This is a genomic window from Actinacidiphila sp. bgisy144 (assembly GCF_057708105.1).
The window spans coordinates 1-12784 of record NZ_JBYIRM010000026.1 but is presented as its reverse complement, the minus strand read 5'-3'; the positions used below and the strand labels follow the sequence as shown (position 1 = coordinate 12784).

Annotated in this window: 12 protein-coding genes; 7 read left to right on the top strand and 5 right to left on the bottom strand. The window is 75.3% G+C overall.

Annotation, left to right across the window (positions count from 1 at the left end; all coding sequences use genetic code 11):
* Nucleotides 1–114: 114 nt before the first annotated feature.
* Nucleotides 115–894 carry a VOC family protein gene (locus AC3EVP_RS26365; protein ID WP_435133845.1) on the bottom strand — a complete coding sequence of 260 codons (780 nt, stop codon included), beginning with the start codon at nt 892–894 and terminating at the stop codon, nt 115–117.
* A gap of 221 nt (nt 895–1115) precedes the next feature.
* Nucleotides 1116–1517, bottom strand: coding sequence for a winged helix-turn-helix transcriptional regulator (locus AC3EVP_RS26360; protein ID WP_435133842.1), 402 nt, complete (start codon nt 1515–1517; stop codon nt 1116–1118).
* 130 nt (nt 1518–1647) lie between these two features.
* On the opposite strand from AC3EVP_RS26360, the gene AC3EVP_RS26355 reads away from it, so the two are divergent.
* Complete coding sequence (locus AC3EVP_RS26355) at nt 1648–2502, top strand: NmrA family NAD(P)-binding protein (protein ID WP_435133839.1); 855 nt, start codon at nt 1648–1650, stop codon at nt 2500–2502.
* Nucleotides 2503–2690: 188 nt separating this feature from the next.
* Nucleotides 2691–3704, top strand: coding sequence for an SMP-30/gluconolactonase/LRE family protein (locus AC3EVP_RS26350; protein WP_435133836.1), 1014 nt, complete (start codon nt 2691–2693; stop codon nt 3702–3704).
* 13 nt (nt 3705–3717) lie between these two features.
* Here the strand turns inward: AC3EVP_RS26350 and AC3EVP_RS26345 are convergent, their stop codons facing one another.
* On the bottom strand, nt 3718–4296 hold the full coding sequence (locus AC3EVP_RS26345; RefSeq protein ID WP_435133833.1) for a TetR/AcrR family transcriptional regulator: 579 nt from the start codon (nt 4294–4296) through the stop codon (nt 3718–3720).
* A 71-nt stretch (nt 4297–4367) separates the two neighbouring features.
* Here AC3EVP_RS26345 and AC3EVP_RS26340 point away from each other — a divergent pair, with 71 nt between their 5' ends.
* From AC3EVP_RS26340 to AC3EVP_RS26325, 4 genes are all read left to right on the top strand, one after another.
* Complete coding sequence (locus tag AC3EVP_RS26340) at nt 4368–5264, top strand: NADP-dependent oxidoreductase (RefSeq protein WP_435133830.1); 897 nt, start codon at nt 4368–4370, stop codon at nt 5262–5264.
* 113 nt (nt 5265–5377) lie between these two features.
* Nucleotides 5378–5998 (top strand): hypothetical protein, encoded by a 621-nt coding sequence (locus AC3EVP_RS26335; RefSeq protein ID WP_435133828.1) that lies wholly within the window; start codon nt 5378–5380, stop codon nt 5996–5998.
* 145 nt (nt 5999–6143) lie between these two features.
* Entirely contained in the window at nt 6144–6545 is a 402-nt protein-coding gene (locus AC3EVP_RS26330) for an SH3 domain-containing protein (RefSeq protein WP_435133825.1), read from the top strand.
* Between the two features lie 315 nt (nt 6546–6860).
* A complete protein-coding gene (locus AC3EVP_RS26325) occupies nt 6861–10202 on the top strand; it encodes an AfsR/SARP family transcriptional regulator (RefSeq protein ID WP_435133822.1) in 3342 nt (1113 codons plus the stop codon).
* A gap of 83 nt (nt 10203–10285) precedes the next feature.
* Here the strand turns inward: AC3EVP_RS26325 and AC3EVP_RS26320 are convergent, their stop codons facing one another.
* Nucleotides 10286–10612: an ArsR/SmtB family transcription factor gene (locus tag AC3EVP_RS26320; RefSeq protein WP_435133819.1), complete on the bottom strand. Its 327-nt coding sequence runs from the start codon at nt 10610–10612 to the stop codon at nt 10286–10288.
* Between the two features lie 84 nt (nt 10613–10696).
* Here AC3EVP_RS26320 and AC3EVP_RS26315 point away from each other — a divergent pair, with 84 nt between their 5' ends.
* Complete coding sequence (locus AC3EVP_RS26315) at nt 10697–11947, top strand: MFS transporter (RefSeq protein ID WP_435133816.1); 1251 nt, start codon at nt 10697–10699, stop codon at nt 11945–11947.
* A gap of 10 nt (nt 11948–11957) precedes the next feature.
* Here the strand turns inward: AC3EVP_RS26315 and AC3EVP_RS26310 are convergent, their stop codons facing one another.
* The gene (locus AC3EVP_RS26310) at nt 11958–12602 is read right to left on the bottom strand and encodes a hypothetical protein (protein WP_435133813.1); all 645 of its coding nucleotides are present in this window, start codon (nt 12600–12602) and stop codon (nt 11958–11960) included.
* Nucleotides 12603–12784 lie beyond the last annotated feature (182 nt).

Sequence of the window (12784 nt, the reverse complement as noted above, 5' to 3'; positions counted from 1 at the left end):
TGTTCCCGGCGGTGAACGGCCACGCAACAGGCGCCGCCGCTCCCGGAGTTCGGAGCGGCGGCGCCTGGGGGAAACCGCGGTGCGGTGCGGCGGTACTACGGCGGTACGGCGGTACTACATCGGCTTCGGCTTGATCATCGCGAACGCGGCGCCCTGCGGGTCGGCCACCACGGACATCCGGCCCGCGACCATGTCGAACGGCGGGAGCAGGACGCTGCCGCCGCCCCGCACCAGGGCGTCCACGGTGGAGTCCACGTCGTCCACCGCGAAGTACGACAGCCAGTGCGCGGGGGTACCGGGCGGGTCGTTGTCCAGCTGGGTGGCGCCGCCGACGGTCCGGTCGCCGGCGCGCAGCTCCCAGTAGCCGTCCGCGCCCTCCATCGGCTTGATCTCCATGCCGAACACCTCGCCGTAGAAGGCGGTGGCGCCCGGCACGTCGGTGGTGTGCAGGTCGTTCCAGATCAGCGCGCCGGGCTCGTTGGCGATGCCGACGCCGGAGAAGTCGCCGGGCTGCCACACGCCGAAGACGACGCCCTGCGGGTCGGCGGCGATCAGCATCCGCCCGAGGCCGCCGACGTCCATCACCGGCGCGATGAGAGTGCCGCCCGCGCCGACGATCGCGTCCTGGGTGGCCTGCGCGTCGGTCGTGGCCAGGTAGGCGGTCCACACGGTCGGCGGCACCGGCTGGCCCTCGGCCGCCATCGCCCGGCCGATCCCGGCGACCGGCCGGCCCTTCAGCTCGCAGACCGCGTACCCGCCGAACTGCTCCCCGCCGACCTCGCCCTGCCAGCCGAGCAGGTCGCGGTAGAAGTCCAGCGCGGCCTGCTGGTCCTGTGCCATCAGATCGATCCAGCACGGGGTGCCGGTCGCGAACGGAGTGGTGACTTCGGACATTCTCGCCCTCTCTGGGTGCGGCCTCGGTACGGCTCACCGCGTACGGCCCACGGCTCTACGGCTCACGGCTCACCGCGTACGGCTCACGCTTTACGGCTTGACGGCTCCGGGCGCCCAGCCTCCCGCCGCACCCACCGCCCCCGGGCCCCCGACACGCGGGCGCAGCCGGCACGCCCCCCGGAAGGCGGTCCGCCGCCGGGCACCACCGGCGGCGGGTACGGCTACCGCCCGCCGTCGCGCCCGTCGTACTCCTCGCGCGCCGCGAGCACCTCCTCGACGTGCCGCACCGACCACTCCGTCAGCGCCTTGAGCGGCTCCCGCAGCGTCTGCCCGAGCCCGGTCAGTTCGTACTCCACCCGGATCGGCACCTCCGGGTACACCGTCCGCCGCACCAGCCCGTCCCGCTCCAGCGTCCGCAGCGTCTGCGTGAGCATCTTCTCGCTCACCCCGGCGAGCGCCTGCCGCAGCCGCGTGAAGCGGCAGGCCCCGTGCCGGGCCAGCTCGCCGAGCACGAGCACCGCCCACTTGCTGCCGATCTGGTCGAGCAGGTCACGCGACGGGCAGCCCCGCGTGTACGGGTCCCAGGACGGTGTGGGCTCGATCACCTCGCCTACGCGCACCACGCGCCTCACCTCGTTCCTTTCGCAGAGGTGGCCACCTTACCCGGAAGTGGCTCCTTACTGAAGGAGAGCGACCAGGTCATCCTGGGTTTCTCGGCGCGGAAAGCCCGCGTCGGAGAGGAGTTGAAGACCTATGACGACCGTGGTCACCGCGGCCTCAGGACAGCTGGGGCGGCTCACCGTGGAAGCGCTGCTGGCCCGCGGGGTGGCAGCCGCCGACATCGTGGCGACCAGCCGCGACCCCCGCCGGATCGCGGACCTCGCCGATCGCGGCGTGACCGTGCGCCGGGCCGACTTCGCCGACCCGGCGAGCCTGCCCGCGGCCTTCGAGGGCGTGGACAAGCTGCTGCTGGTCTCGACCACGACCCCGTCCGAGCGCGTCGCCAACCACCGCCGGGCCGTCGACGCGGCGGTGGCGGCGGGCGCGTCACTGGTGGCGTACACGAGCATGCTGCGCGCGGACACCTCCGGCACGATCCTGGCGGCCACCCACCACGCCACCGAGCAGTACCTGCGCGAGCGCGTCCCGACGGTGCTGCTGCGCAACGGCTGGTACCTGGAGAACTACACCGTCCAGCTCCCGCAGGTGCGCGCCGCCGGGGCGCTGGTCGGGGCGGCCGGGCGGGGCCGGATCAGCGCCGCCACCCGGGCCGACTACGCCGACGCCGCCGCGGTCGCGCTGAGCACCGACGGCCACGCCGGGCAGGTCTACGAACTGGGCGGCGACGAGACGTTCACCCTCGACGAGCTGGCCGCGGTGGTCGCCGCCGCCACCGGGGAGCCGATCGCCTACCGCGACCTGGCGCCCGAGGTGTTCGCGAAGGTGCTGGTCGAGACCGGGGTGCCCGCCGAACTGGCGGAGGTCCTGGTGGACGCCGATCTGGCCGCGGGCCGCGGCAAGTTGTTCACCGACTCCGGCGATTTGCGCCGCCTGATCGGCCGCCCGACCACCACTCCCGCCGAGGCGGTCGCCGCCGCACTGGCCTGACCCGCCGCCGGGCGCCGCCCCGCCGGACCCGGGCCCGTAAGCACCACCCGCCCGACGGCACCCACCCGGCGGCGCCTGCCCGGCCGCGGGTCCCGCCGGTCCCCTCCCCCGGACGGCGCCTTTCGGTGCGGCCGCCCGGACGTATCCACTTCCTCCCGGCCGCGACGGCCGGGGAAAGGTCCCATGCCATGTCCCACCGCACGCTCAACCGCACCGTCGCACCCGCCACTTGGCGGCGCGGCGCCCTCACCCTCGGCGCCCTCGCCGCGGCCTCGGCCGCGCTGGTCACCACCGCGTTCCCCGCCGCCGCGACGCCCGCCCACCGGCCCGGTGACGCCTCCGCCACCTACCCGATCACGGTCGACGGCAGCGACGCGTTCCCCGAGAGCATCGCCGCCGACCGCCACCACGTCTACACCGGCAGCATCGCCGACGGCACCGTCTACCGCGGCAGCCCCGGCGCGAAGAGGCTCGAACCCTTCCTGCCCGCGGGGCAGGACGGCCGCACCCAGGCCACCGGGATCAAGACCGCGGACGACCGCCTGCTGGTCGCCGGCGCGTTCACCGGCCGCTTCTTCGTCTACACCGACGCCGGGCAGCTCGTCTCCTCCTACCGCGTCCCGGACACCGGCGAGAAGACGCTGGTCAACGACGAGGCCGTGGCACCGAACGGCGACGTCTACCTCACGGACTCCCTGCGCGCGGTGGTCTACCGGGTGCCGGCCGCCGAGGTGCACGCCCCCGCCACCGGCGCCCAGCGCACGCTCCAGGTCGCCTACCGCCTGCCGGACTACGTGGCCGGGCAGTCCAACGGCAACGGCATCGTCACCAGCCCCGACGGCAGGTCGCTGATCATCGGCTACTGGTACAGCGGCGCGCTCTACCGGCTCACCCTCGCCACCGGCGAGGTGCACCGGATCGCCGCGCCCGCGCTGCCCAGCGCCGACGGGATCGTCCGGCGGGGGAACACGCTGTACGTCGCGCGCTCCGTCGACAACGAGGTGGACACCCTGCGGCTGTCCGCGGGCGCCGACCGGGCCGACGTCGTCGCCACCCGCACCTACCCCGGGGCCGACACCGTCACCGGCGTGGCGGTCAGCCGCGGACGGCTGCTGGTGACCAACTCCCAGATGGACACGTACCTCTACGGTGATCCGCAGACCAGCCCCGACTTCACCGTCGAGAGCCTGCCGCTGCGCTGACCCCGCGGCGCGGTCAGGTGCGGGCGGACGCCTGCCAGGCCGCCTCGACCATCACGAAGACCTCGTCCACCGCGGCCTGCGGGTCGGGCGCCTCACGCGCCACCGCGTACGCGTCGATCACGAACCTGGCGATCGCCCGGCAGGCCGTGGGGGTCCGGGCCAGGGCGGGGTCGGCGGCCATGGCCGCCGCCAGCGACTCCGCGTGCCGCAGCCGCATCGACTCCTCGTACTCCCGCAGGGCGGGCGAGGAGTCGATCATCCGCCAGGTCGGGGCGGCGGCGTCGGCCGTGCAGTGCCGCACCAGCGCCTGGATCTCGCGGCGCAGCGCCGGGACGAGCGGTTCGTCCGGGGCCCGTTCGCCGACCGCCCGCAGGAGGCTCTGCTCGAACTGCGTGTCCTGCTCGAAGACCAGCGCCTCTTTGGCGGCGAAGTGGGAGAAGAGCGTGGTCACGGCGACATCGGCCTCGGCGGCCACGTCGCGGATGCCCACCGCGTCGTATCCCCGCTCCAGGAAGAGCCGCATCGCGGTGTCCGCGATCTTCTGGCGGGTCGCGGCCTTCTTGCGCTCGCGGCGCCCGGGCGGCGTGGTCATGATGATCACCCTAGCAGATCCAAAACAATAACCGTTTCGAAAACCTAACCGTTAGTGCTACCGTCGGCGGCATGAGGAAAGTGAGCTACGCCGAGTTCGGCGGTCCCGAAGTGCTGCGCCTGATCGACGCCGAGGAGCCCCACGCGGGCCCGGGGCAGGTGCGCGTCGCCGTGCGGGCGGCGGGCGTGAACCCCGTCGACTGGCGGATACGCGAGGGCCAGAAGCTGTCCGCGCACCCGGTCGAACTGCCCGCCGGGGTCGGGCTGGACGCCGCCGGGGTGGTGGACGAGGTCGGCCCGGGCGTGACGGGCGTCGCCGTCGGCGACCACGTGTTCGGCGAAGGGACCGACACCTACGCCGAGTTCGCGGTGCTGTCCGCGTGGGCGCGGATGCCCGCGGGCCTGAGTTTCGAGGAGGCGGCCGGATACCCGTCGGTCGTGGAGACCGCGCTGCGCGTCCTGCGCGAGGTGGGGATACAGCCCGGGCAGACGCTGCTGGTCAGCGGCGCGGCCGGCGGCGTCGGCTCGGCGGTCCTCCAGATCGCCCGCGAGCGCGGCATCGCGGTGGTCGGCACCGCGGGGGCCGCGAACCAGGACTACCTGCGCGAGCTGGGCGCCGAGGCCATCACGTACGGCGACGGCTGGGCCGAGCGGGTCCGGCGGCTCGGCCGCCCCGTCGACGCGGCCCTCGACCTGGCGGGCGCCGGCGTGGTCCGCGAACTCGTCGAACTGACCGGCGACCCGGGCGCGGTGCTCACCATCGCCGACCTCACCGCCCCGCGGTACGGCGTCCGCTTCTCCGGGGTGGCCGGGAGCGTGCCGGACGCCCTCGCCGAGGCGGCCGACCTCATCGCGCGCGGCCGGCTGCACATCCCCGTCGCGCGGTCGTACCCGCTCGACGAGGCGGCCGCCGCACACGTCGACAGCCAGGCGGGCCACACCCGGGGGCGCCGCGTCATCACCGTCTGATCCCGCGGCACCCGGCGGCCCGGAGTATCGTCCGACCGCCGCCGTCCACTTCGGCGACAGCACGAACATGACGCTGCGTCAGTAGGGGGCAACGGGTGGGCGGAGTAGCCGGGTTGGCCGGATTGGCCTACACGGCGGCAGGCGGTGTGGTGGGGGCGGCGGTCACCACGTACGTGTCCCGCGTGCACGAGCGGCGCCGGCTGCGCGCGGACGTCATGCGGCAGTTCCACCAGATCACCGCGGTACGGGACGCGGTGAGCGATGTGGTGCCGCGCCCCACCGGGCGGGTCGGCCGCGGAATCGGCACCCAACGGCGCACGGCGTCCCTGGAGTTGGGGGTCATGGCCGTGCTGGAGGACGGCGCCGACGCGGAGCGCGCGCTGCGCGCCGCCTTCTCCGGGCTCGTGGTGGCGGCGCTGTCGGCCGGAGTGCCGCGCCGGGTGCTGGACTTCGCGGGCGGCGCGGAGGAGCGCGCCCTCCAGTGCGAGGCGATCCGGCTGGCGGACCTGCGGGCCGGCGGCGTGCTGGGCGAGTCGCTCGACGTCCTGGTGACGGCGTGCGAGGAGTACCGGCGGGCCACCGCCCAGCTCCTGCTCCAGGCGCTGTGGCACCCCTGGCAGGCCAGGTGCCTTATGTACGGGCGGCTGCGCGGGCTGCGCCGGGCAGTGGACGCGCTGCACCGCCGGCAGCAGGAGGCGGTGGCCGCGCTGACGGCTGAGCTGAGAGGTTCCTGAGAGGCTGCTGAGAGAACGTGCCGCTTGAGTGGTCGCATGCCCGGCGGTGAGCAGGACGGACGGGGGACGGCAGTCGTGCGGTCATGGCTGCCGCGTCGTCCTGGGCCGCCGGGCGTCCGAATCCGCGTCAAGCTGAGGGAGAACGATGACCCGGCACACCACCCGGTTCCGCAGCCGCGCCACAGCGGTGGCGGCCGTCGCGACGGCGGTCCTGGCGCTCGGCGGCCTGTCCGCCGCCACCGCGCAGGCCGCCCCGCAGAGCGCCGGGACGCGGGCCGCCGCCACCGCGGCGCCCGCGACGCAGGCGGCGCCGATGACCACGACCACGGGGTTCTTCACCGCCGGCGGCGTCAACATCCGCTCCGGGCCCAGCACCGCCTACACCATCCTCGGCCAGGGCCAGCAGGGCCAGGCGGTGTACATCTACTGCGAGGCCCCCGGCGACTGGTACCACATCCTGGACCGCGCCACCGGCGTCAACGGCTGGTCGTACTGGCCGGACAACATCCTGATCGACTCGCTGTCGCCGAACCCGCCGGGCTGCTGACGGGCCGCGCCCCTCGTACGCGCCCGAGGCCGCACCTGGTCCGCGCACGAGCCGGGCCCGGCCGATCACCCCGTTCCGCCCGCAGGTGACGATGCGGGCGGGTCTGCCGGACCCTCGCCCCCTTCTCCGCCGCCATGGACGGAGGAGGGGGCTCGCCGCGTGCCCTCGGCCCGACCACGTGTGCCCTCCGCCCGACCGCGCCCGCCCGGGCGCCCGCTCCGCGTAAGGTGGTCGTCCCATGCGGGCGTCCACCGCCCCGCCGTGGCTCCGGTCCGCCCCGCATGGCGCTACGCACCGGGGTACGGCAGGAGATCCATGGCCACGTTGGACATCGCCGTACTCGGCCCTTTCCTGCTGCGCCTGGACGGCCACCCGGTGGAACTGCCCAGCATGCGCCAGCGCGCACTGCTCGCCGCGCTCGCGCTGCGGGCCGGCCGTACCGTGGCGAAGGGCGAACTCGTGGAGTGCGTCTGGGCGCAGCAGCCGCCCCGGCATGTGGCCTCCAGCCTGTACACGCTGGTCAACCGGCTGCGGACGCTGCTCGGTGAGGAGTCGGTGCGGACCGCGCCCGCGGGCTACCGGCTGGACGTGCCGCCGGACCGGGTGGACGCGCTGCGGTTCGAGCGGCTGCTCGACGCGTCCCGGGCCGCGTGCCCCGGCCTCCCCGCACCCGGCGCGGCCTCGCCTGCCTCGCCCGCCGCGGACGTCCCGGCGGCGCACCGGCTGGTGTGCGACGCGCTCGCGCTGTGGCGCGGCGCCCCGCTCGCGGACGTCGGCTCCCCGCACGTCGAGGACGCGTACGCCGCCGCACTGGTCGAGCAGTACCTCGGCGCGGTGGAGCGCCGCGCCGACCTGGAACTGCGGCTGGACCGCGAGCCGTCGGCCGAACTCCTCGCCGACTTGCAGCAGTTGACTTCCCGCCACCCGTTGCGGGAGTCCCTGTGGCTGCGGCTGCTCACCGCCCTGGATGCCGCGGGCCGCCTCGCGGAGGCGCTGGAGACGTACGAGGCGGTGCGGCGGCTGCTGGACGACCAGCTCGGCACGCTGCCGTCGGCCGAACTGCGCGCCGCCCATGAGCGGTTGCTCCGCCAGGACACCGGACCCCGGTCCGCCCGGGGGATCGCGCCGACCGGCTCGCCCACCCGACTCCCGCCGCAGGCGCCGGAGTCCGGCCCCGCCACCGCTCCTGCCCCCGCGCCGCCCTCGCTCCTGCCGGCCCGCACCGACGGCTTCGTGGGCCGCACGGCCGAACTCGCCCTGCTCGACGCGCTTCCGGCCGCCGTGGGCGACGGCAGCGGGCGCGCCGCCGTCGCCGTCGTGCACGGCATCGGCGGCGCGGGCAAGACCACGCTCACCGTGCACTGGGCGCACACCGCCGGGCGGCACTTCCCGGGCGGCCGGCTCTACGTGGACCTGCACGGCTTCGGCCCGGACACCCCGGTCGGCGCGCACCACGCGCTCGGCCTGCTGCTGGCCCAACTCGGCGTCGACCCCGACCGGATGCCCGCCGACGCCGACGAACGGCGCGCCCTGTGGCGGACGTCGCTGGCCGGGCGGCGCGCGCTGGTCGTCCTGGACAACGCGCACAGCGTGCAGCAGGTGCGGCCGCTGCTGCCGGGGGCCGGCTGCTGCGCGGTCGTCACCAGCCGCAACCGGCTCAGCGGGCTGGTCATCCGCGACGGCGCCCGCTCGGTGCCGCTGGGCGAGTTGACCGACAGCGAGGCGGCGGCGGTGCTGGCCACCGCCGTGGGCGGCGACCGTACGGCCGCGGAGCCGGAGGCGGCGGCCCGGCTGGCCCGGGTGTGCGGGCGGCTGCCGCTGCCGCTGCGGATCGTCGCGGAGCAGGTCTCCCGGCAGCCCGGGGCGACGCTCGCCGGGTTCGCCGCCCAGTTCGAGCAGGCCGCGGCGGCGGGCGGCACCGGGCCGGGCGGCAGCCTGGACGCGCTGGCCGTCGCGGACGACCCGCTCAGCGACGTACGCACGGTGCTGTCCTGGTCCTACGACCAACTCGACCCGGCCGCCGCCCGGTTGTTCCGGCTGCTGGGCCTGGTGCCCGGCGGCACCGTGGACGTCGCGGCGGCCGCCGCGCTCGCCGGGCGCCCCGCCGCCGAGACCCGCGCCTGCCTGACCGGGCTCGCCGGGCTGCACCTGCTGGAGGAGGACGGCCCGGGCCGCTACCGCGCGCACGACCTGCTGCGGGAGTACGCCGCCGAGCGCACCACCGCCGAGGACCCGGCCGAGGAGCGCGCGGCGGCCCTGGAGCGGCTGCTCACCTGGTACCACCACGCGGTGGACGCCACCGTCCGCGTCCTCGCGCCGCGCTGGAACAGCCTGTGCGCGCCGGCCGGCACCCCCGCGGCGCCGCTGCCCGCGTACGACGGGGACGTGGTCGGCGCGCGCGGCTGGCTCGACGAGCGGCGCGGCGCGCTGGTCGCCGCGGTCGAACACAGCGCGCGCCAGGGGCCGTACGCCTTCGCGTGGCTGCTCGCGGACCGGCTGCGCGGGTACTTCTGGCGCAGCGTGCGGGTCGCGGAGTGGCAGGCCGTCGCCGATGCGGCGCTCACCGCGTCGGCCGCGCACGGCGACGCGGGCGCCCGCGCGGTGGCCGCTCTCAGCGCGGCCGACATGCACATGCACACCAGCCGGCCCGCCGAGGCGGTGCCGCTCTACCGGCGGGCGGGGGCGCTGGCACGGGAGGCCGGGCGGCCGGACCTCGCGGCGACCGCGCTCAACAACCTCGCCGGGACCCTGTGGCGGGCCGGGCGGCTCGCCGAGAGCGCGGAGTGCCTGCGGGAGGTGCTGGTGCTCAACCGCGAACTCGGGCGGGCGCACAGCGAGTTCGGCGCGCACCTGAACCTCGCCGCGGTGTGCTTGCCGATCGGCCGCACCCGGGAGGCGCACGAACACCTGCTGAAGAGCCTGGAGTTGGCCGACGGGCCGCAGGAGCGGGCCCGCGCGATGGTCAACCTGGTCGGTACGACACACGCGTTGGGCCGCCTGGACGAGGCGCTGCGGTACGCGGACATGGCGCTGCCGGCCGTCCGCGCGTCGCACGACACGACGTGGCAGGCCGACTGCCACTCCCACCTCGCGGCGATCCACTGCGACCGCGGGGCGCGGGAGCCGGCGTGGGAGGCGGCCGAGGCCGCGCTGCGGGTCGCGGGCACCACGCAGGACCCGCTGGTCCAGGCGGAGTCCCTGCTCACCGCGGGCGCGGTGCGGGTGCGGTTCGCCGCCGGCGAGCCGTCGGGCGCCGAGCCCTTCTACCGCCAGGCGCTGTCCGTCGCCCGGGAGAACGGCCTGCCGTATGTGGAGGCCGGGGCCAGGACCGGGCTGTCGGAGGTCGCGGCCGCCGCCGGGCGGCTCCAGGACGCTTCCGTGCACGCGTCGGCGGCCGCCGCCTTCGCCGAGGAGCACGGGTTCGTCGTCCGCGCCGCCGACGCGCTCCTCGCGCTGGCCCGGGTCCGGCTGCGCCAGGACGACCCGGCCGCGGCGGCGGGCCTCGCCGACCGCGCCGCCCGCGGCTACGCGTCGGCCGACCGGCCCGTCGGCGCGGCCCGCGCCCGCCTGCTGCGCGCCCGCGCGCTCGCGGCCCCCGCCGACCTCGCCGAGGCCGAGGCGGCCCTGACCCGCCTCGGCTGCCCCGCCGCCGACTGACCGCGCGGGGCCGCCGCACCCGAGGCTGCGGGCGGCCGCCGGGAAGCAGCCGGCACCCGCCGTACCGCCGGGTCCCGAGAGCGTCAGCCCTCGCGCGCGATGGCGGTCATCAGCGCGTCCAGCAGGCCCGGTGCCGCTTCCTGGAGGGTGGAGCGGCGCAGCCGGTGCCCGCGGGACGGGCCGACCATGACCGGGTGGAGGACGCCCGCCTCGACCAGGACCTTGAAGTGGTGGGTGGCGGTGGACTTGTTCAGGCCGTCGTAGAGGTCCGAGCAGGGGGCTTCGGCCGCGGGGTGCGTCGCCAGGCGGCGGACCATCTCCAGGCGCACCGGGTCCGCGAGGGCGCGCAGGAGTTTCTGGACGGGGGCGACGGGCGGCAACTGGTCGGGCGGGATCTCCCAGGACGGCATCAGACGGCTCCAAGTTTGACGTTCATCGTACTTCTCCCTAGCATCCCCGAAGTACGACCCACATCATACTTTCCTGGAGTCCTCGTGAAGGCACTCTCCCCGGGCCGCCGCGCCCAGCCATGGCGCTACGCGGCCCTCCTCGCCCTGCCCATGCTCGGGCAGGCGACCTCCGCCATCCCCTCGCCGCTCTACTCCCTGTACGCCGACAAGTGGCACTACCCGCCCTTCCTGACCACCGTCATCTTCGCCGCGTACGGGGCCGTGGCGGTCGTCGCGATCCTCGTCTCCGGGCCCCTGTCCGACCGGTACGGCCGCCGGCCCGTCCTCGTCGCCGCCGTCCTGCTGCTGCTCGCCGGGCTCGCCGTCTTCGTCGGTGCCGCGGGGCCCGGATACCTCGTCGTGGCGCGGATGCTCAACGGCCTGGGGATCGGCACGATCGTCGTCGTCGGCGGGGCCGCGCTGCTGGACGTGGACCCCGAGCGGGCCGCCCGCAGCGGGACCCTCACCGCCATCGCGTTCAACGTCGGCATCGCCGTCGCCGCGCTCGGCACCGCGGGCCTGGCCCAGACCGGCTTTCACCCCCTGGTCCTGCCCTACCTCGCCGACGCGGCCATCGCCCTCGTCCTGCTCGTCCTCCTCCTGGCGATGCGCGAACCGCACCCCTCGGCCGGTGCCGCGCCACTGGGAATCCCCCGTCCGCAGGTGCCCCGGGAGATCCGCGGGCGCTTCGTCTTCGCCGTGATCGGCGCCAGCGCCGCCTGGGCCGTGCTCGGGGTCTGCTTCTCGCTGGAGCCGTCGATCGCCGCCGACGCCGCGCACGTCCACGGATCGTTCTTCGGCGGTGTCGTCATCGCGGCCGTGACCCTCGCCGCGGCGCTCACCCAGGTCATCAGCGCCCGCCACCCGGCCCGCACCGTCGCCCTCGTCGGCGACACGGCGCTCGCCGTGCTCATGCTGGCCGGGGTGGGCGGCTTCGCGACCGGCAACGCCGTCGTCATCATCGCCACGGTCGCACTCCAGGGCGGCGCCTACGGGCTCGCCTTCGGCGGCTCCCTGCGCCACCTGACCGCACGCATCCCCGCCGAACGGCGCGGGGCCGTCATGTCCATGTTCTACCTGCTCGCGTACGGTGCGCTCATCACGCCCACGCTTCTCGTCGGCATCGGCGCGACCGTCTGGAGCGCCACCGCGATCTTCCCGGTCTTCTCCGTGCTCGCGGCCCTGCTGTGCCTGTCCGCCGTGGCCGTCGAGCGCGCGCCGGGGCGCCGAGCAGGGCGCCTCACGCCCACGCAGGCGCCGGTGGCCGAGGCGGCGCGGATGAGCGAGGTCGACTGACCGCGCGGCCTCACCGGATGCGGTGGGTGGCCCGGTCGAAGGTCAGCCGGAACTGCGGCAGCCGTATCCGCTTCGGGTCGAGCAGGTCGATCAGCTCGACCAACTGCTGCTGGACGACCTGGAGTCGGGCCACGGCGGGCGCGGTGTCCGCCGCGAGGCGGTCCACATCGGCCAGCAGCACGGCGAACCAGCCGGCGAAGGCGGCGTCCTGGTCCAGCTTCGCGCAGAACTCGGCGTAGCCCAGGCAGCGCCTACGGCCCGGCTCGCCGTCGGGGTGGATCATCAGCTCGCCGATCGCCCGCTGCTGGGCGCGGAACAACCGCAGTTCGCTGCTCGCCGCGTCGATCTTCGACAGGCTCGACCCGATCCGGGAGATGTGCAGCGTCACCTGCGAGTTGAGCCGGCTGGTGCCCAGGTCGAGGAACTGCACGTCCCGGCGCAGGATCTCCACCCAGCCCAGGTACTCCGCGAGCACGAACACGGTGCTGCGCCGCACGAACTCCGCCTCGCGGTCGGTGCCACGCGTCAGGAAGGACGTCAGGAAGCCGGACCCGCGCGACGTTTCGCGGTCGAGCACGTGACCGTGCAGGATGTTGTACAGCCGGGTCTGGAGGTCGTACGCGGCCCACACCAGCGACGCCCCGTACCGGTCCATGTACGTGCGCTGCTCCCACGAGCGCAGGCGCCGCTGCTGCCATTGACTTCCGCTCCCCGGGCTAAAGCCCGGGGATTCCTACCACGGTCGACTGACCGTCTCGGTGGGTTCCTGCTTCACCGCGCTGGGCCGGTACGCGTACCGGTCTTACCTGCGCTCCACAGGCTGACACCGCCAGTCCG

What these genes read in the sequence shown, in the direction of transcription:
- AC3EVP_RS26320 (WP_435133819.1), bottom strand. Translation starts at nt 10,612, where the DNA reads ATGCCGTCCTGGGAGATCCCGCCCGACCAGTTGCCGCCCGTCGCCCCC.
- AC3EVP_RS26355 (WP_435133839.1), top strand. Translation starts at nt 1,648, where the DNA reads ATGACGACCGTGGTCACCGCGGCCTCAGGACAGCTGGGGCGGCTCACC.
- AC3EVP_RS26310 (WP_435133813.1), bottom strand. Translation starts at nt 12,602, where the DNA reads ATGGACCGGTACGGGGCGTCGCTGGTGTGGGCCGCGTACGACCTCCAG.
- AC3EVP_RS26365 (WP_435133845.1), bottom strand. Translation starts at nt 894, where the DNA reads ATGTCCGAAGTCACCACTCCGTTCGCGACCGGCACCCCGTGCTGGATC.
- AC3EVP_RS26350 (WP_435133836.1), top strand. Translation starts at nt 2,691, where the DNA reads ATGTCCCACCGCACGCTCAACCGCACCGTCGCACCCGCCACTTGGCGG.
- AC3EVP_RS26345 (WP_435133833.1), bottom strand. Translation starts at nt 4,296, where the DNA reads ATGACCACGCCGCCCGGGCGCCGCGAGCGCAAGAAGGCCGCGACCCGC.
- AC3EVP_RS26325 (WP_435133822.1), top strand. Translation starts at nt 6,861, where the DNA reads ATGGCCACGTTGGACATCGCCGTACTCGGCCCTTTCCTGCTGCGCCTG.
- AC3EVP_RS26340 (WP_435133830.1), top strand. Translation starts at nt 4,368, where the DNA reads ATGAGGAAAGTGAGCTACGCCGAGTTCGGCGGTCCCGAAGTGCTGCGC.
- AC3EVP_RS26330 (WP_435133825.1), top strand. Translation starts at nt 6,144, where the DNA reads ATGACCCGGCACACCACCCGGTTCCGCAGCCGCGCCACAGCGGTGGCG.